Genomic DNA, 17,783 nt, shown 5'->3' on the forward strand with positions numbered 1-17,783 from the left:
TGCGGGACGCCCCCGTGCTGGGGAGACGCCCGCCCCGCGAGGGCGGAGACCGGGCCCCGGCCATCGCCAGCGTACGAGCGGCCCGGGTCGCCCGCCGCCCGGCGGCGGCCATCCGAGGCGCCCGGTCAGCGGGTGGGCAGGGGCCGGTCGACGCCGAGGACGAAGGGGGAACGGGGGGCGCGGTAGCCAGCCCAGTCGTAGGTGACCTCGGCGTGCCGCCCGGCCAGCCGCGCGGTCTCCTCGCGGCCGAGCGCGGCGTGCGCCAGCGCGAGGACGGCCTGGGCCTTCCCCTGCTGCAACGGCAGCCGGGCCTCCCCCGCGAGCGCCAGCGCCTCGCCGGCGTGGGTCAGCGCCTCCCGGGGACGGCCGTCGTGGACGGCGCAGGCGCCGCATCCGAGCAGGCCGGCGATGCGCCCCCTGAGGTAGCCGATGTGCTCCGAGGTGCGGCGCACCTGCCGGAAGTGCTCGAAGGCGGCGGCGTACTGGCCCCGCTGGTAGCGGGCGCGCCCCAGCGAGATCAGCACGTGCACCCGCACCCGGGGGCGGCCCGCCGCCCGGCTGAACCGGTGCGCGGCCAGCGCCCAGCGCAGCGCCTCGTCGCCGTGCCCCGCCTCCGCGGCGACCATGGCCCGGCTGCTCAAGGCCTCCGCCTGGCCGGCGAGGTTGCCGATCTCCGCGTAGCCCGCCTGGGCCTCCCTGGCGAAGCCCCGCGCCGCCGACAGCCGGCCGAGGTCCAGGGAGATGACGGCGAGGGTGTCGTTGACGCGGGCGATGCTGTCCGGCGCGGCGATCGCCTGGAACAGCTCCAGGGCCTGGCGGCAGAGCCGGTCCGCCCTGGTCAGCTGGCCCATCAGGTGGTAGACGTCGCCCAGCCCGTGCAACTGCTGCCCGAGCCATTTGGTGCGGCCCATCGTCCGGTTGAGCCGGATGGCCCGGGTGTAGTGGCGGACCGCCTCGGCGAACCGTCCGGTGTCGGCGCACATGCCGGCCAGGTTGGACAGCGCGGCCTCCTCGCACTCCCCCCAGGACACGCTGCGGGCCAGCACCAGGGCCCGCTCGAAGTGGCGCAGGCTTTCGCCGGCCTCGCCGCGGGCGTAGTGGGCCAGGCCCAGGCTCTGGTGGGCCGCCGCCGCTCCCGGCTGGTCGCCGGCGCGTTCGGCGGCGCCCAGGGCGGCCCGGGCGACGGCCAACCAGCTGTGCACGTGCCGCCGCAGGAAGAAGTAGCCCCGCAGGGTGTCCGCGAGCTCCCACACCGCGCGGTCCGCGGGGACGTCCGCGGCGGCCGAGGTGATGAGCTCGACCAGGTGCTGGCGATGGGTGTCCAGCCAGTTCGCCGCGGCGTTCCGGTCGGCGAAGTGCGCCCGGGGCGGGGCGACGTCGCCGGGCGCCTCGGGCCCGGGTACCGCGCCCGGTTCGAGCCGCACGATCTGCGGGTACAGCCGGCGCGCGGCCGCGTCCGCGGACACCAGGTACCAACGGAGCAACCGGGCCCGGGCCGCGGCGCGTTGGCCGGGCGGGTCCGTGGACTCGGCGAGCAGCCTGGCGTACTGCCAGATCAGGTCGTGCAGCCTGACGTGTCCCCACGCGACCCGCTCGACCAGGTGCTCGGCGAGGAGCCGGTCGAGGACCTCGGAGACGTGCGCCGCGGTACGGCCGGTGAGCGCGACCACCGCGGCCACCTCGCCCCACGGCCCCGGCAGCAGGCCGAGCGTCCGGAACAGCTCCCGCGCCGCGTCGTCCAGCCGGCCGTAGGAGTGCTCGAAGGACAGGCGGACGGCGGAGCCCGGATCGCCCGCGACGGCCAGCCGCTCCAGCGGGTTGCTGGACCTGAGCGCCGCGACGTGGTCGGCGACGGAGCAGTCCGGGTTCAGGGCGAGGTTGGCCGCGGCGACGCGCAGCGCCAGGGGGTTCCTGCCGCAGATCTCGGTGAGTTCGGCCAGCGCCCGCGGCTCCCGGCCGGCCCGGTCCGCCCCGATCACCCCGCCCACCACCGCCGCGGCGTCCGGGGCGGACAGCGGCCCCAGCGGCAGCACCACCCCGCCGTGGCTGACCACCAGGCCGCCGAGCCGGTTCCGGCTGGTCACCAGCGTCAGACAGGCCTGGTCGAACGGCAGCAGCGGCCGGACCTGGTCGGCCGACCCGGCGTTGTCCAGGATCAGGACGACCCGCCGGGCGCCGAGCGTCCGCTGGTACAGCCGGGCCAGGTCGCCCGGGTCGTCGGGCAGTTCGGCGTAGGGCACGTCGAGGGCGCGGAGCAGCGCGGTGAACGCCTCCCCGGTGTCGAGCGGTCTCCCGCCCGAATGGCCCCGCAGGTCCAGGAAGAGCCGGCAGTCCGGCAGTTCCGCGCCGGCCTGCCGGCACCACTGGAGGGCGAGCGCGGTCTTGCCGCTGCCGGCCCCGCCGACGATCATCACCAGCCCCGCACCCTCCCGGGCCGCGGTGACCAGCCGGCTCACGCCCGCCAACTCCCGCGCCCGGCCGACGAAGGCGCCCCGCCGGAACCCGGGCGGCAGAAGCTGGGCCCCCGCCGGGGTGGGCTCGGCCCGGCCCTGGCGGGCCGGCGGGACCGGCGGCGCCTTCGGCGGGGCGGGGTCGGCGGCCCGGAGGATCAGCTCGTGGGTGCGCCTCAGCTCCGGGCCCGGTTCGACCTCCAGTTCCCGTTCCAGGCTCAGCCGCGTCTCGGCGTAGACCCGGAGCGCCGCCGCGCGCTGGTCCGAGCGGTAGAGCGCGACCATCCGCAGCCGGGCCAGCTGCTCGTCGCTCGGGTGCTCGACCGCGATCCGGGCGGTCTCCGCCAGCAGCAGGCTGAACTGACCGAGCGCCAGCCTGGTCTCGGCCCGCTGGGTGACCGCCGACAGGTACAGCCCCTCGAACCCGGCGCCCAGCCGCTGGGCCAGGCCGTCGGGCGCGGTGCCGGCCAGCACCGGGCCGTCCCATTCGGCCAGGGCCAGGCCCAACAGCCGCTGCCGCTCCGCCGGTTCGCGGGCCGCCTCGGCGCGGTCCAGCAGCGCGCGGAACCGGTGCAGGTCCACGGCGTGCGGGTCGCCGTCGAGCAGGTACCCGTTGCCGTTCGTCGAGAGGGTGAACCCGTGCCGCCCGGCGCCCTCGTCGGCCAGCCGCCGGCGCAGCCGGGAGACGTTCGCCTGGAGACTGGCCCGGGCGCTGCGCGGCGGCGGCTCCTCGTGCCACAGCAGGTCGACGAGGCGGTGCACCGGGACGACGCGGCCGAGGTCCAGCAACAGCAGTCCCAGCAGCAGCCGTTCCCGACGTCGTCCGACGTGCAGCGCGACACCGCCCCGGGCCCACTGGGGAGACCCCAGGACGCGAAACCGCATCTCGTCGTCGGCCATCCGTTCATGATTGACACGGCGGCAGCCGGTGGCAAGGAGACGGCAAGCCGCTGACAGGTTCGTGACGCACCTCGCGTGCCAGCCTCGATGGCCGCGACCCCGGCCCGGCCTCCGGCGCGCGGCCGTCCGGGGCGCTGCGCGCGGCGGTCGAGCGAAAGGGCACGTGTCGATGACGACCAGCATCACCTTCCGGCTCCTGGGCATCGTCGAGGTGGAGTCAGCGGCGGAGCGGCTGCCGCTCAACGGCAAACAACGGTCCCTGCTCGCTGCCCTGCTGGTGCAGGCCAACCACACCGTGACCAACGCGCGGCTGATGGACGCGCTCTGGGAGCGGCCTTTCCCGGTCAGCCCGGAGACCCGGGTGCGCACCCTGGTGTCGGAGCTGCGCCGGGCGTTCGCCCTGTTCCAGTTGGCCCCCATCGCGACGCGGCCGTCCGGCTACCTGCTGCGCGTCGATCCCGGCCAGCTGGACCTGGACGTGTTCACGGACACGGTGGCGGACGCGACCCGGGCCCTGGCGGCGGGACGGGCCCAGGTCGCGGTGTGCCGCTACGAACAGGCGCTCGCGCTGTGGCGGGGCCCGGCGTTGGGCGGCGCCAGCGGTCCCCGCGCGGAGGTGGAGGCCACCCGGCTCGAGGAGATGCGGCTGAGCGCGCAGGAGGGCCTCTTCACCGCGCTGCTGCGGCTGGGCGATCCCGCCAGGGTGGTCGCCGACCTCGCGCCGCTCGTGCGCGCGCACCCGCTGCGGGAGACCTTCCACGCGCAGCTCATGCTGGCCCTGTACCGCACGGGCCGCCGGGGCGAGGCACTCGACCTGTACCTGCGCCTGCACCGCCGCCTGGTGGCGGACCTCGGCATGGAGCCGATGCCGATGGTCCAGCGGCTGCACCACGGCATCCTGTCCGGCACCCCGGACCCCGAGGCCCGGCCGCTGCCGGCGCGGTGTCCGGGGTGACCGGGGTGACCGTGCAGCCAGGTCTGCCCCCGGTGGTGCCCCGTCGTGCCTCTCCGGCCGGCCGTCCGGCCGCATAGTGCTGGTGAACGAGGCTCGCCGGAGGGCGAGGCATGCACGCGCACGCACGGCGGAGGCGTCGGGAGCGGGAGGGCACATGAGCTTGTTGGTGGTGGCGGGCGCGATGCTCCGGTGCTCGTTCGGGCTCGCCCCCGGGATCCTGAAGGTGCTGCCGCGCGGGGTCACCGCGTCGCGGCAGCCGGTCGCGCGGATCGACGACATCCGGCCGGTGGTGAACCTCTCGCCCTTCGGCATGTGCACCAGCCCGACGAACCCGGCGGTGATCTCGGCCACCACCGCGGCGGCCGGGGTGCCGACGCCGGCGCCGTGTGTTCCGGCGGTCAGCGCCCCCTGGACCCGGGGTTCCCCGACGGTGCTGGTCGGCCGGGTGCCGGCGCTCACCGCCACCTCCACCTGCCTGTGCCGCTGGACCGGCCTGGTGACGGTGGTGAACCCGGGCCAGCAGATCACCCGGGTCGCGGGCTAGTGCGGGTCCGGCGCGTCTCGTGGTTCAGTCGACGGCCACCCGGGTGCCCGTGACGAAGAGTGACTCCTCGCAGGTGCTGGGCGCGGGGGCGTCGGGCGGGCTGCCCGGCTGACGGCAGGTCACCGACATCTCGATGGTGCTGCCCGGCGGCGCCTCGATGGGCGTCACCCAGTGGTTGTCGTGGCTGCGGAAGTTCTCCAACGCCAGCGAGGTGACCGTGTGGTCGTTGATGGTGACCCGCAGGGTGCCCGTGTCGCCCTGCGGCGCGTCGGCCACGATGTCGGTGATCAGCAGCAGTTCGTCGTCGGCCACCTCGTAGACCGCCGTCTCGCTCTCGCCCGCGGCCACGCTCGTCTCCAGCACGGTGGCGAACTCCTCGCCGCCGCCGGTGCCACCGGAGCCCGAGCCCGCACCGGTCCCGTCGTCTCCCTGCTCTTCGCCGCCGGCGCCCGCGGAGCCCTCCTCGCCGCCCGCGCCCGTGCCCTCGCCGCCCGTGTCGCCCGCGCCGCCCGACGCGTCCTGCGTGGGGTCCGTGGTGTCCTCCGTGGACTCCTCGATGGCCTCGTCCGCCTGTTCCCTGGCCGCCGACCGCACCGCGGGCAGCGCCAGCGCGTACCAGAGCGCGATCAGCGCCAGCAGCAGCGCAAGCAGGGCCAGCAGCCAACGCGGCAGCAGCGGCATCTGGACGTACGTCCCGTTCGGGGCGAGCGGGACGACCGTGTCCTCCTCGCCGTCCCGCCGGACCCGCACGGCGAACGGGTGCTGCACGCCGGTGCCGAACCAGAGCAGCTTCTGCGGCCGGACGGTCAGGTCGACGTAGGTCTCCTCGCCGGGCTCCAGGGTGAGCGTCTCGGAGGAGAGGGTGTGCCGCACCTCCTCGGAGGTGGCCTCGACCGCGAGCGACACCGTGACCGGCGTGTTCCCCCGGTTCGCGACGCGCGCCTGGAAACGGGCCCGCAGCCGCCGCCTCCGCTCCGGGGGCAGCACCTCGGCGTCCAGTTCGTGGAACGGCAGCACCTCGACGCGGCCCTCGGGAACCACCACCTCGCCCGGCCGCTCCGTGGGCAACACCCGCACCCCGTACGGGACGTCGCCGGCCCGCACGGCGGAGGACCGGGGCGGCCGGATGGCCAGCGTCGCGGATCCCTCGGTCCCGGGATACAGCGAGAGTCGCTCCGGCTCCACGCTGATCCAGTCCGAGCCGTCGCCGACGACGGTGAGCTGGTAGGACTCGACGATGTCCCCGCCGTTGCGCACGTGCAGCACGACGTGCTGTTCATCGCCCGGGGCAACGGACACGGAGGGAGAGGCCACGTGGGCGGTGGTACTCATGGTTGCCGACTGTAGGGATTCCACTCGCCTCCGCACACGGCCGAAAAGGGAACCACTTCGGGCAGATTCGCAGGCTGTTAGGTCGGCGTTAGGGGCCTGGAAGGAGCCGTTTCGCACACTGAGTCCCGGTCGACGCCCGGTCGGTCCGTGTCGTTGCCCGTATCCCGCCCGCTCACCGCCTCGTCCGCGGCCCGTGAGGAGTTCCCTTGGAACGCGTTCCCGTCTACGTCCACGCCGACGATCCCATCTCCCAGTCCGGCGTGGTCAGCCAGTTACGCACCTGTCCCGAACTCCGGGTCCTGGACGCGGCGGAGCAGGAGCAGGCCGCGGTGCTGCTCGTCGTGGCCGACTCGGTCGACGAGCGGACGACCGAACTGTTGCACCGGCTGCGCCGCAGCACCACCGCCCAACTGATCCTGGTCGTCTCGCGGGTGGACGACCGCGGGCTGGCGACGGCCGTCGAGTGCGGGGTGGTCGGGCTGGCGCGACGCCGGGAGGCCACCTCGGCCAACCTCGCCAGGACCATCACCTCGGCCGCGCGCGGCGAGGGCAGCATGCCCGCGGACCTGCTCGGGCGGCTGCTGGAGCAGATGGGGCGCCTACAGCGCCAGGTCCTCGACCCGCGGGGCATCCCCTTCTCCGGCCTGGACTCCCGGGAGATCGAGGTGCTCAAGCTGGTCGCCGACGGGTACGGCACCCGGGAGATCGCGCAGCATCTGGCGTACTCGGAACGCACCGTCAAGAACGTGCTGCACGACATCACCAGCCGGCTCCGGCTGCGCAACCGCTCCCACGCGGTGGCGTACGCCATCCGGGAGGGGCTGATCTGACCTCCCGCGGGCGGCTCGGGGACGCGCTGCCCGAACGGGCAGCGGCCACTTCCCCGTGTCCCGTCCCGACGGCCGGGGCGCGGGGGCCGGTCAGCGCGGAGGATGGCTGGCAAAACGACCGCAGGCGGGGCCACCCGCCCCCTGAGGGGATCTTTCGTTGGTGCGTCTTCCCACCCGCGCACCGGGCGGCAGGCTCTGCGCCGTCGTCCTGTCGCTGCTGCTCGTCGTCACGGGCACCGTGTTCGCACAGCTCCAGGCTCCGCCCGCCAGCGCCAGCCCCGACGGCACCTCCGCCGCCGGCAGAATCGCCTACGGCGGCACCCTGCACCGCAGCATGGGCACGGTGGATCCGGCGAACACCGAGTCCAGCACGCCCCTGTTCCCCGACGGACCGCAGCACTACGACGACGAGGCGTCGGCGCTGGGCGACTCCGTGGTGTGGACGAGCCTGCGCGACTCACTGCTCCCGCAGGTGTACCTGAGGGAGGGCGAGGGGCCGGTGGTCCAGCTCACCCAGGACGCCGAGGGCGTGCAGCACCCGGTGCTGTCGCCCGACGGGCAGCGGGTGGCCTTCGCGGCCTCGACCGGCAGCGAGGACGGGGACCGCGACATCTGGGTGGTGAACGCGGACGGCAGCGACCCGCGGCGGGTGACCGACGGGCTGGGCGAGAACACCTGGCCCACCTGGTCGCCGGACGGCACGCAGCTGGCGTTCGCCGGCCAGCGCACCGACGACGGCGGCTGGCAGATCTTCCGGGTGCCCGCCGACGGCGGCGCCATCGTGCAGCTCACCGACGACCAGGTCGACGAGGAGCTCACCGACACCGAGGTGCTCGGCAACATCCAGCCCGCCTGGGATCCGGTCGCGGAGCACGACCGCATCCTGATCACCTGCCACCGTCCCAGCACCGAGGCCGGCGAGGCGGCGGTGCTGAAGTGGATCCCGACCAGCGGGTCGCTCGGCACCACCGGCGTGGAACTGCTCCCGAACCGCGACTCCCGCCAGGGCAGCTGGTCCCCCGACGGCAACAGCATCGCGTTCGTCAGCCACACGCCGCCGGACGACGACCCCGAGGCGCCCGACCGGGACCGGGTCTACACCGCCGAGGTGGCGCTCGACGGCACCGCGAGCGCCCCCCGGATGAGGCTGGACGAGGACCGGCTGCTCGCCACCCCCACCTGGTACCCGGCCGCCGACGGCGACGACCGGCTGCTGGTCACCCGCACCTCCGCCGAGACCGCCGCGACGATGAACCTGATGGACGTGCGGCCCGACGGCTCGGACCCGCGGGACCTCGGGGTGTCGCTGCGCGACCTCAACCAGGACGCGGCGTACGGCTACGACCTCTCCGACGTCAGCCAGCAGTACTCGCCGGACGGCAGCTCCATCGCCTTCACCCGCGTCACCTACGAGGAGGACGTCAGAACCAGCCGGGTGTGGATCGCCGACGCCGACGGCGGCAACCCCCGGCCGCTGCCCGACGACGCCGCCCTGCCGACGACGAGCACCGGCTTCCCCGCCTGGTCCCCGGACGGCAGCCGGATCGCGCTCACCAGATCCTGCCTGCCCTGCGATCCCGGCAGCCGCGTCGCGGTCGTCGACGTGGCCACCGGGGAGGAGCTCTACCAGGTCCCCCGCGGGGACAACGAGTCCGACAGCGAGGCCGCGTACTCCCCGGACGGCGAGACCCTCGTCTTCACCCGGGAGGACCTGGACAGCGAGGCGCAGACCAGCCACCTGTGGGCGGTCGCGGCGGCCGACGGCAGCGGACAGCGCGACCTCACCGCGGTGGACGACCCGCTCGGCCTGCGCGACCAGGACAGTCATGCGGCGTACGCGCCGGACGGCGCCACCCTCGCGCTGGTCGCGGACGGTCGCCTCGGGCTGGTCGGCGCGGACGGCGTCGGACCGACGACCATCCCCGACCCGGACCAGTTGTGCGGGTTCACCTACGGCGGGGGCACCTGCGCGAACCCGACCTGGTCCCCGGACGGCACCCAGCTCGCCGCCAACGGCCAGCAGGGCGAGCAGTTCGTGCCCGCCTACGGCACCTACGACGGATACGACGGCGGCTACCCCACCGGTTACGTGACCGCCTACGACCCCAACCCCTACCGGCAGTTCATCGCCGTGGTGGACCCCGACACCGGCACGTCGCAGCGCATCACGGGCACCGCCGTCCGCGGCATGACGGGCGACGACGGACAGCAGGTGGCGCCCACCTGGCAGCGCACCTCCGACCTGCACACGGAGCTGGTGACCCCGCCCGAGCCGATCACCGTGGGCGACACCGGGGGCCTCGGCCTGACCGTCACCAATCTCGGGCCGGCCCCGGCGCCGGACACCGTGCTCACCATCGCCGTACCGGGCGAACTGCTGCCGGCCACCGCGGTGCCGGACACCGGCACCTGCGACGCGGCCCTGACCTGCCCGCTCGGCACCCTGGAGCCCGGTCAGGTGGTGCAGGTCGAGCTGGACGTGACGGGCAACGCGCCCGGCACCTTCCCGGTCAGCTGGACGGTGGACAGCGGCCTGCCCGACCCCGACGCGACCGACAACCAGGGCGGCGCCGACGTCGTGGTCACGGAGCCGGACCCGGGACCGTCGCCCACCCCGACCCCGACCCCGACCCCCACGCCGACGCCGACGCCGACCGACCCGGGCAACGGAGGCCCCGACCTCGGCCCGGACGACGCGGCCGACCCGGCGCTGGAGATCACCGCCTCCCCGCGCCCCGCCTACGTCGGCGGCCAGCTCACGGTCACCTTCCAGGTGACCAACGAGGGGAACCAGACCGCGACCGGAACGAGCGTCCAGCTCGCGCTGCCCGACGGCGTCCCCGTCGACACCCTTCCCGGGGCGTGCGACGCCGATCTGACCTGCTCGGTCGGCGGGCTGGGGCCCGGCGCGACGACGGGCCTGCGGGTGGTCCTCACGCCCGACGACGCCGGCACGCTGGACTTCGCCGGAGCGATCACCGACACCGACTCCGACGCCGCCTCGGGGAACAACGACGCCGAGACGTCCGTCCGGGTGCTGCAACCCCGCATCGAGGCGGTGCCCGACATCGGCGCCCCCGGCTTCGTCACCAGCGTGCGCGGCACGGACTTCCCTCCCGGGGTCCCGGTCGAGATCTCCTGGTCCCCCGGCATCACCGCCACCGCGCGACCCACCGTCGTCGAGGCCGACGGCACGTTCACGGCGCAGCTGCTGATCCTGCCGGGCGACGCCCTCGGCCCGCGCACCATCACCGCCGAGGCCGCCAACGTCACCGGAGCGCCCCCGTTCTCACCGGTGGACACGCCGTTCCTGGTGGTGGACCAGACACCCGATCCGCCGTTGTGGGACAGCAGGAACTACTAGACCCACCGGCTCAGGAAGGCGGAACCGCGTGATCCACGAGGTGGACGAGACCCTGCAGGGTCTGCTCACCGACGACGTGCTGGGCGACACCGGCGTGGAGGTCGTCTTCGACGCGCCCACCACGGAGTGGGCGGCCCGGCGCAACGCGCCCACGATCAACCTCTTCCTCTACGACATCCGGGAGTCGGTCGCACACCGGCAGCAGGGCCGGATCACCGAACAGGACGCGAACGGCACCACCGTCGCGGTGCACGGGCCGCCCCGCTGGTTCATGCTGTCCTACCTGGTCACCGCTTGGACCCAGCGGCCGCAGGACGAGCACCGGCTGCTGTCGGTGCTGCTCGCCGGGCTGCTGCGGCACACCGCGCTGCCGGCGGACCGACTCGTCGGCTCGCTCGCGGCGTTCGGCCTCACCGTCCCCTACACCGTGGCCCTGCCGCCCGGCGAGGGGCGGGCCCTGGCCGACGTGTGGAGCGCCCTCGGCGGGGAGTTGAAGCCGTCCCTCGACCTGGTCGTCACCGCCCCCCTGGCCACCGGCCGCCAGGCCGCGGCGCCGCCGGTGTCCGACGCGCTGCTGCTGCGCACCACCGACGCCTCGGCGCCGCCCCGCGGCGAGGTCCGGCGGTCCCGGTACGAGGGCGACCCCGAGGCGCCGGGCGGCGGCGCCGTGCCGGTCGGGATGCGCCGGGTGCGCGGCGAGTCCGCGCGGCGCCCGCCCGCCGGACCGGTGCCCCGGTGACCGTCACCGTGCCGGGACGCGCGCCCGGCGCCGCCGACACCGGGCCGGACGACGCCGCGCCCGGCGCCGACCACGCGTGGGGCGCGGCCCATCTCGCGGACCGGCTGCGGGCGACCGAGCGGCGGGTGCGGGACGCCGTCGCGGCGCGGCGGGGCGCGGATCCGCAGCCGGACGATCCGCTCCGCGGGCTGTACCTGACGGACGAGGCGGTGGACCGGATCCTCGCCGCCGGCCCGCCGGCGCCCGAACCCACGGCGAACGGCCGCCCGTCGGGCCTCGGGTCGGACGGCCTCGGCCCGGTCGGCGCCGCGGAGGCCCGCGCGGACGAGGCCGAGGCGGCGGGGGCGCGCCTGCCGCTGCGCGCGCTCGCCCGGAACTTCGCGCTGACGCCGCTCGACGTCGAGGTCCTGCTGGTGGCCCTGCTGCCGGACGCCGACGGCCGCTTCGAGAAGCTCTACGGCTACCTCAACGACGACGTCACCCGGCGCCGGGCCAGCGTCGGGCTCGCGCTGCAGCTGGTCGGCGCCGAACCGCTGCACGCCGCGGCCCGAACCCGGCTGCTTCCCGGGGCGCCGCTGGTGGACGGCGGGCTGCTGCTGGTCGAGGACGCCGACCGCCCCTTCCTCTCCCGTGCGCTCCGGGTGCCCGACCGGGTGACCGCTTACCTGGTGGGCGACGACACGACGGACCCCGGGCTGCGCGGGCTGCTCACCCGGCCCACCGCGCTGCCGTCGCCGGCGGCCACCGGGCTGGCCGGCGCGCTCGACGCCGGCGTACGACTGGTCTACGTGCGGGAGCGGCCCGGTGGTTCGGCGGCGTCCCTGGCCACGGCCGCCCTGCTCGCCTGCGGCCGGACGGCCCTCGGCGTCGACCTGGCGGCGCTGGCCGCGCGGCCGGCCCCGGAGGAGGACCTGCGCACCCTCGTCCGGGAGGCGAGGCTGCTGGGCGCCGGGCTGGTGGCGGGCCCGGTGGAGGCGTTGCACGCGGACCCGGCGTCGCGACGGCTGCTGCGCGGGCTGGCCGGCCTGCCCGTGCCCGTGCTGCTGACCGGCCGGAGCGGCTGGGATCCGCTGTGGGCCGAGGAGGGGCCGCTGCTGCTGACCGCCCCGCAGCTCGGCGTCGCCGAACGGGCCACGCTGTGGCGGGAGGGGCTGGACGGGGCGGAGCCGGCCCCCGGCGTCGAGCCGGCCGCGGAGCTCGCGCCCTTCCTGCTGGGCCCCGACCAGGTGCGCCAGGCCGCCAGGACCGCCCGGCGGCAGGCGCTGCTGGAGGGCGAGGACGTGGTCGCGGCGCGTCATCTGCGGGCCGGTGTGCGGGCGCAGAACGCCGCGGGCCTGGAGCGGCTGGCGCGCCGCGTGGAACCGGCGGTCGGCTGGCGGGACCTGGTGCTGCCCGCCGACACCACGACGCAGCTGGCGGAGCTGGCGCTGCGGGCCCGGCACCGCGATCTGGTGCTCGGGGACTGGCGGATGCGTCCCGGCGGGGGCCGCGGGCGCGGGGTGATGGCGCTCTTCGCCGGCGACTCGGGGACCGGCAAGACCATGTCGGCCGAGGTGCTCGCGGCCGACTTGGGCCTCGACCTGTACGTGGTGGACCTGTCCTCGGTGGTGGACAAGTACGTGGGCGAGACCGAGAAGAACCTCGAACGCGTCTTCACCGAAGCGGCCGAGGTCAACGGCGTTCTGCTCTTCGACGAGGCGGACGCCGTCTTCGGCAAGCGCTCCGAGGTCAACGACGCCCACGACCGGTACGCCAACCTGGAGAGCGCCTACCTGCTCCAGCGGATGGAGCGCTTCGACGGCGTCGCCGTGCTCACCACCAACCTGCGGGCCAACCTGGACGAGGCGTTCACCCGGCGGCTCGACATGATCGTGGACTTCCCGCTGCCGGACGCGAGCCAGCGCCGGGCCCTGTGGGACCGCTGCCTGGGCACCGCGGTGCCCCGCGACGACGCGCTCGACCTGGACTTCTGCGCCCGGTTCGAGCTGGCCGGCGGGTCCATCAGGGCCTGCGCGGTGACCGCCGCCTATCTGGCCGCCGAGTCCGGCAGCCCGCTGCGCACCGCGGACCTCGTGGTCGCGGTGCAGCGGGAGTACCGCAAGCTCGGCCGGCTGGTGCTGGCGGACGAGTTCGCGCCCTTCCCCATCACGGCCACCAGCCGGCCCTGATGCCCCATCGGGCACGTCTCGTTGCCCCCGCCCTGTGCCCAGCAGCCATGGTTCCGCACGCGCCCGGTGCGCGAAGCTGCAGGGCGGACCTCCCCCGGGCTGTGGGGGGCGTGGGTGGTTCCCCATCCGGCCCTCTCGTGCCCTGGGAGTCGTCTCCAGGTCACCCCGGGAAGAGGAGCAGGAATGCCGTCGTATCTGTCGCCCGGCGTCTACGTGGAGGAGTCGCCGAGCGGGCCCCGACCGATCGAGTCGGTCGGGACCTCCGTCGCGGCCTTCGTGGGCTTCGCCGAGAAAGGCCCCTTCCACACGCCGACCCTGGTGACGAACTGGACGCAGTTCACCCAGACCTTCGGCGACTGTGTCGACGGCTGCTATCTGGCCCACTCGGTCTACGGGTTCTTCGCCAACGGCGGCGGCATCGCCTACGTCGTGCGGGTCGGCGACCGGGCCGGCCAGGCGGGCGACGGCAAGGCGGCCGGCGGCCGGAACAAGGAGCTTCCCGCCGGCGAACCGGTCGCCCTGGGCACCTTCACGGTGGCCGCGCGTCCCGGCACGGGCGCGGACCTCACCGTCGAGGTGGCCGACCCGGCCACCGAGTCCGCACCCGAGGACCGTTTCACCCTGGTGGTCAGGCAGGGCGGCAAGGAGGCCGAGCGGTTCGACGTCTCGGCGAAGAAGTCCACCAAGAACTACGTGGTCGGGCAGGTGCGGGACAGGTCCCAGCTGATCGTGGTCGCGGAGGCCGCGGCGGCGAGCGCGCTGGCCCGACCCCAGAAGCAGAGCGTGTCGCTGCCGGCCGCCGCCCCGCCCCCCGGCACGGGCGAGGCGCTGCCCGCCGTGGTCGACGCGGGCGAGTACCTGGGCGCGGCCGACGACCGGACCGGGATCGGCGCGCTGGAGGCGATCGACGAGATCACCATGCTGGCCGTGCCCGACCTGATGGCCGCCTACCAGTCGGGGCTGATCGACGAGGAGGGCGTGAAGTCGGTCCAGCTCGGCATGATCACCCACTGCGAGCTGATGGGCGACCGGCTGGCCGTGATCGACCCGCTGCCCGAGATGACGCCGCGTCAGGTACGGGAGTGGCGTCAGGAGGGCTCCGGCTTCGACTCCAAGTACGCCGCGCTCTACTACCCCTGGATCAAGGTCTTCGACCCCGCCACCGGACAGAACCGCTTCGTGCCGCCGAGCGGTCACGTGCTCGGCGTCTGGTCCCGGAACGACACCGAGCGCGGCGTGCACAAGGCGCCCGCCAACGAGGTGGTGCGCGGCGCGGTCGAGCTCCAGACCGTCGTCACCAAGGGCGAGCAGGACCTGCTCAACCCGATCGGCGTCAACTGCATCCGGTCCTTCCCGGGACGCGGCATCCGGATCTGGGGCGCCCGCACCCTGTCCTCGGACCCCGCCTGGAAGTACGTGAACGTCCGTCGGCTCTTCAACTACCTGGAGGAGTCGATCCTGCTGGGCACCCAGTGGGTCGTCTTCGAGCCCAACGACGAGTACCTGTGGAGCACCATCCGCCGCAACATCTCCGCCTTCCTGATGGAGGAGTGGCGGCGCGGCGCCCTCCTCGGCTCCACCGCCAACGAGGCGTACTACGTCAAGTGCGACAAGGAGACGAACACCCCGCAGACCATCGACTCGGGACAGGTGATCTGCGAGATCGGGGTCTGCCCGGTGAAGCCCGCCGAGTTCGTCATCTTCCGGCTGGCCCAGTTCTCCGACAGCACCAGCCTCGTCAACGAGTGATCACCCAGGCCCAGCGGGACCGGGAGGCACACCGGTCCTGGCACTTCAGCGCGGAAAGGTAGTGGCAGATGGCACAGGAGACGGGTGACGCGCTCGCCACCCATACGTTCAAGGTCCAGCTCGGCGGCATCCAGGTGGAGACCGTCCAGGAGGTCAGCGGGCTCTCCATGGAGCTGGACACCATCGACGTCGTCCAGGTCACGGCGCAGGGGCAGTTGCTGATCCGCAAGCTTCCCGGCGCGCGCAAGGGCGGCGAGGTCACCATCACCCGGGGCATGGACCAGGCCAGTTCGTTCACCGAGTGGATCAAGCAGACGTTCCAGCAGGGCGACGTCGACGGGGCCCGCCAGCAGCTGAGCATCATCTTCACCGACTCCATGAGCGGCGGGGACCGGACGATCAACCTCAAGAACGCCTGGGCCCAGAAGTGGGAGGGCCCCGGGCTGAAGGCCGGCGACGCCCAGCCGGCGACGGAGAAGGTCACCATCGTCTTCGAGGACATCGAGTTCAACTGATGCGACGCAGCGCTGCCGCCACCGTTCCGCCCGTCCCCGGCCTGGCCGGGGACGGCGCGGCGCCCGGGTCTCACGGGGCCGGGCCGGCCGGCTCGGCCCCGGTGGAACGCATCCAGACGGAGTTCGAGTTCGAGCTGCCGCGCGGCTACGTGGACGAGTCGGGCACCGTGCACCGGCGGGGCGCGATGCGCCTGGCCACCGCCCGCGACGAACTCCTGCCCCTGGCCGACCTGCGGGTCAAGGAGAATCCGGCCTACCTCTCGGTGGTGCTGCTCGGCCTGGTGATCACCCGGATCGGGTCGATCACCGACGTGCACGGCGGCGTGGTGGAGCGGCTCTTCGCCTCGGACCTCGCCTTCCTCCAGGACTTCTACCGGCGGATCAACGCGGAGGGCCACACCAGGGCCGCGGTCACCTGCCCCGAATGCGACACCTCCTTCGAGGTCGACCTGGCGGGTGGGCGCCTGGGGGAATCGTGACGTACGCGGCCGACCGGCTCTACGAGGAGACCGCGTACATCGCCTACCACTTCCACTGGCCGCGGGAGCAGATCCTCGGCCTGACGCACGCCGAGCGGACCCGATGGGTCGAGGAGATCGCCCGGATCAACACCCGTGTCAACGAGAGTGAGTGACGGACCGTGGGACTTCGGCACCGCCTGCGTGGCCGGCGCGCCGGACGCCCGGAGGCCGGACCGGCCCCGGACGCTCCGGACGCCGCCCGCGCGTCCGAGGCTCCCGACGCGTCCCGGGACTCCGGCGGGTCCAGCGACCCCGACACGTCAGGCCCCGCCCGTCCGTCCGCCGCGGCCGGCCTCCCGGCGGACGGCGGGTGGCGGGCCGCTCCGCCGCTCCAGCGCGCGCTGGCGGACCAGGTCCTGGTGACCGACCCGCTCGGCTTCCGGGACCGGCTGCCCAGTCACCAGGCGCCGGCGTTCCGCACCGAGCTCGGGCATCTCGTCGATCCGCTGGCCCCGTCCGGGCTGGTGCACGCGGTCGCCGGGCCGCGGCTCGCCGGCGAGGCCACGCACCGCGCGGCCCGTCCCGCCCTGCCGCATCTGCGGCGCGCGACGGCCCCGGACCAGGAGCCCGAACCCGCTGCCGAACCCACTGCCGAACCCGCTCCCGAACCCGTCGTGGCACCCCTCGCCTCGGCGCGCACGCCGATTTCCGGGGCGCCCACCGCAACCGGCGCGGCTATCGCCTCCGCCGCGGCCGCACCGGCCCCGCCCGTGCCCGGTGCGGCGACGCCGCGGTTCGTCGTGAGCCGGGCCCCCGCGCGCGGCCCCGGCAGGACGGACCGTCCGCCGCTGACCGCCGCCCCCGCGGCGCGTCCGCCGGCCCGCCCGCTCGCGGCCCTGCCCGGCCCCGGCCGGAGCCCCGCGAACCGGCCCGGCCCCGGTGCCGCCCCCGCCACGGAACCCCGGGGCGGCGGCTCCGCGCGGCCCGTCGTCGCCCGGCGGGACGCCGGCACCACCCCGCCGGCCGAAGCGCGGCCGCGCCCCGCGGACCGGCCCGCCACGCCGCGCAGGCCGGGGTTGGGCGCGCCCCTGCCCGGTCTGCCTCCCCGGGACCCACGGGTCGGTTCCGCCCCGGCCACGTCGCCGGGCGCCGCCGCGGTGCCGCCCTCCCTCGGGCCCTCATCGCCCGCGGCCCGGCCCGCCCCGGACACGCCGCTGGTCCAGCGGGCGCCGGCCACCTCGGCGCCCGACACCCCCGTCCCGGCGCGCGGCGGGCCCCGACGACCGGGGCTCGGGGCGCCGTTGGACGCGCTCCCCGGCCCACCCTCGGGAGCCGCCGCGCCCCACCGGCCCGCTTCCCCCGAGCCGTCGCCCGCACCCGGAGCGGCGCCGCCCACGCTGCCCGCCGCGCCCGAGCCGACTCCCCCGGGCAACCTGCCCCACGCCCCCGCCCCGGCCGCCGAGTCCGGCACCGTGCCGTCCCCGCGCGAGGACGGCCCCGGCACCCGCCCGAACGCGCCGCGGCGGCCGGCCGCCGGCGCGATGGAGGCGCCGCCCGGGCCCTCGGGGGCCCGGGACAGAGCGACGCGCGACGCGGGCCCGGACGCCGTGTCGAGTGGCGTGACGCCGCCGGCCGCGCGGCCCGCCGCCCCGGACCCCCGGCGCGCGGCCACCCCGACCGGAGGGCCCACCGGCCGGACCGCCCAGCGTGCGGCGGAGGCGCCGCTGCCCGTGGTGCAGTTGCTCGCCGCCCGCCCGCTCCGGCCGGTGCTGGACG

12 protein-coding genes and 1 pseudogene are annotated in these 17,783 nt (G+C 75.3%); 11 read left to right on the forward strand and 2 right to left on the reverse strand.

What is annotated here, in order from left to right; genetic code table 11:
* Positions 1-125 precede the first annotated feature (125 nt).
* Positions 126-3,350: a BTAD domain-containing putative transcriptional regulator gene (locus ABGB06_RS29290; protein ID WP_347594845.1), complete on the reverse strand. Its 3,225-nt coding sequence runs from the start codon at positions 3,348-3,350 to the stop codon at positions 126-128.
* 169 nt (positions 3,351-3,519) lie between these two features.
* Here ABGB06_RS29290 and ABGB06_RS29295 point away from each other — a divergent pair, with 169 nt between their 5' ends.
* Both ABGB06_RS29295 and ABGB06_RS29300 read left to right on the forward strand, forming a co-directional pair.
* Positions 3,520-4,305: an AfsR/SARP family transcriptional regulator gene (locus tag ABGB06_RS29295; RefSeq protein WP_347594847.1), complete on the forward strand. Its 786-nt coding sequence runs from the start codon at positions 3,520-3,522 to the stop codon at positions 4,303-4,305.
* A gap of 154 nt (positions 4,306-4,459) precedes the next feature.
* Positions 4,460-4,849 carry a DUF4280 domain-containing protein gene (locus ABGB06_RS29300; protein WP_347594849.1) on the forward strand — a complete coding sequence of 130 codons (390 nt, stop codon included), beginning with the start codon at positions 4,460-4,462 and terminating at the stop codon, positions 4,847-4,849.
* Positions 4,850-4,873: 24 nt separating this feature from the next.
* Here the strand turns inward: ABGB06_RS29300 and ABGB06_RS29305 are convergent, their stop codons facing one another.
* Positions 4,874-6,181 carry a hydrolytic protein gene (locus ABGB06_RS29305; RefSeq protein ID WP_347594851.1) on the reverse strand — a complete coding sequence of 436 codons (1,308 nt, stop codon included), beginning with the start codon at positions 6,179-6,181 and terminating at the stop codon, positions 4,874-4,876.
* Positions 6,182-6,387: 206 nt separating this feature from the next.
* Between ABGB06_RS29305 and ABGB06_RS29310 the strand changes: the two genes are divergently transcribed.
* The 9 genes and pseudogenes from ABGB06_RS29310 to ABGB06_RS29350 form a co-directional block, all read left to right on the forward strand.
* Positions 6,388-7,011, forward strand: coding sequence for a response regulator transcription factor (locus tag ABGB06_RS29310; RefSeq protein ID WP_347594853.1), 624 nt, complete (start codon positions 6,388-6,390; stop codon positions 7,009-7,011).
* Positions 7,012-7,171: 160 nt separating this feature from the next.
* Positions 7,172-10,375 carry a CARDB domain-containing protein gene (locus ABGB06_RS29315; RefSeq protein WP_347594855.1) on the forward strand — a complete coding sequence of 1,068 codons (3,204 nt, stop codon included), beginning with the start codon at positions 7,172-7,174 and terminating at the stop codon, positions 10,373-10,375.
* Positions 10,376-10,403: 28 nt separating this feature from the next.
* Entirely contained in the window at positions 10,404-11,114 is a 711-nt protein-coding gene (locus ABGB06_RS29320; RefSeq protein ID WP_347594857.1) for a DUF4255 domain-containing protein, read from the forward strand.
* 104 nt (positions 11,115-11,218) lie between these two features.
* Positions 11,219-13,282, forward strand: coding sequence for an ATP-binding protein (locus ABGB06_RS29325; RefSeq protein ID WP_347594879.1), 2,064 nt, complete (start codon positions 11,219-11,221; stop codon positions 13,280-13,282).
* A gap of 183 nt (positions 13,283-13,465) precedes the next feature.
* Positions 13,466-15,031 carry a phage tail sheath family protein gene (locus ABGB06_RS29330; RefSeq protein ID WP_347594859.1) on the forward strand — a complete coding sequence of 522 codons (1,566 nt, stop codon included), beginning with the start codon at positions 13,466-13,468 and terminating at the stop codon, positions 15,029-15,031.
* A gap of 68 nt (positions 15,032-15,099) precedes the next feature.
* On the forward strand, positions 15,100-15,546 hold the full coding sequence (locus ABGB06_RS29335) for a phage tail protein (RefSeq protein ID WP_347594861.1): 447 nt from the start codon (positions 15,100-15,102) through the stop codon (positions 15,544-15,546).
* Positions 15,546-16,025, forward strand: a complete 480-nt coding sequence (locus ABGB06_RS29340) for a hypothetical protein (RefSeq protein WP_347594863.1) — start codon at positions 15,546-15,548, stop codon at positions 16,023-16,025. The genes ABGB06_RS29335 and ABGB06_RS29340 overlap by 1 nt, the downstream gene beginning before the upstream one ends.
* Positions 16,022-16,180 carry a DUF6760 family protein gene (locus ABGB06_RS29345; RefSeq protein WP_347594865.1) on the forward strand — a complete coding sequence of 53 codons (159 nt, stop codon included), beginning with the start codon at positions 16,022-16,024 and terminating at the stop codon, positions 16,178-16,180. The genes ABGB06_RS29340 and ABGB06_RS29345 overlap by 4 nt, the downstream gene beginning before the upstream one ends.
* Positions 16,181-16,186: 6 nt before the next feature.
* Positions 16,187-17,783: pseudogene (locus ABGB06_RS29350) on the forward strand (hypothetical protein); the annotation flags it as partial.

Source organism: Streptomyces sp. B6B3 (genome assembly GCF_039871525.1).
Lineage (GTDB): Bacteria > Actinomycetota > Actinomycetes > Streptomycetales > Streptomycetaceae > Streptomyces.

Bases quoted from the DNA above. Each gene is read 5' to 3' on its own strand.
- ABGB06_RS29290 (WP_347594845.1), bottom strand. From the start codon at position 3,350: ATGGCCGACGACGAGATGCGGTTTCGCGTCCTGGGGTCTCCCCAGTGG.
- ABGB06_RS29295 (WP_347594847.1), top strand. From the start codon at position 3,520: ATGACGACCAGCATCACCTTCCGGCTCCTGGGCATCGTCGAGGTGGAG.
- ABGB06_RS29300 (WP_347594849.1), top strand. From the start codon at position 4,460: ATGAGCTTGTTGGTGGTGGCGGGCGCGATGCTCCGGTGCTCGTTCGGG.
- ABGB06_RS29305 (WP_347594851.1), bottom strand. From the start codon at position 6,181: ATGAGTACCACCGCCCACGTGGCCTCTCCCTCCGTGTCCGTTGCCCCG.
- ABGB06_RS29330 (WP_347594859.1), top strand. From the start codon at position 13,466: ATGCCGTCGTATCTGTCGCCCGGCGTCTACGTGGAGGAGTCGCCGAGC.
- ABGB06_RS29335 (WP_347594861.1), top strand. From the start codon at position 15,100: ATGGCACAGGAGACGGGTGACGCGCTCGCCACCCATACGTTCAAGGTC.
- ABGB06_RS29340 (WP_347594863.1), top strand. From the start codon at position 15,546: ATGCGACGCAGCGCTGCCGCCACCGTTCCGCCCGTCCCCGGCCTGGCC.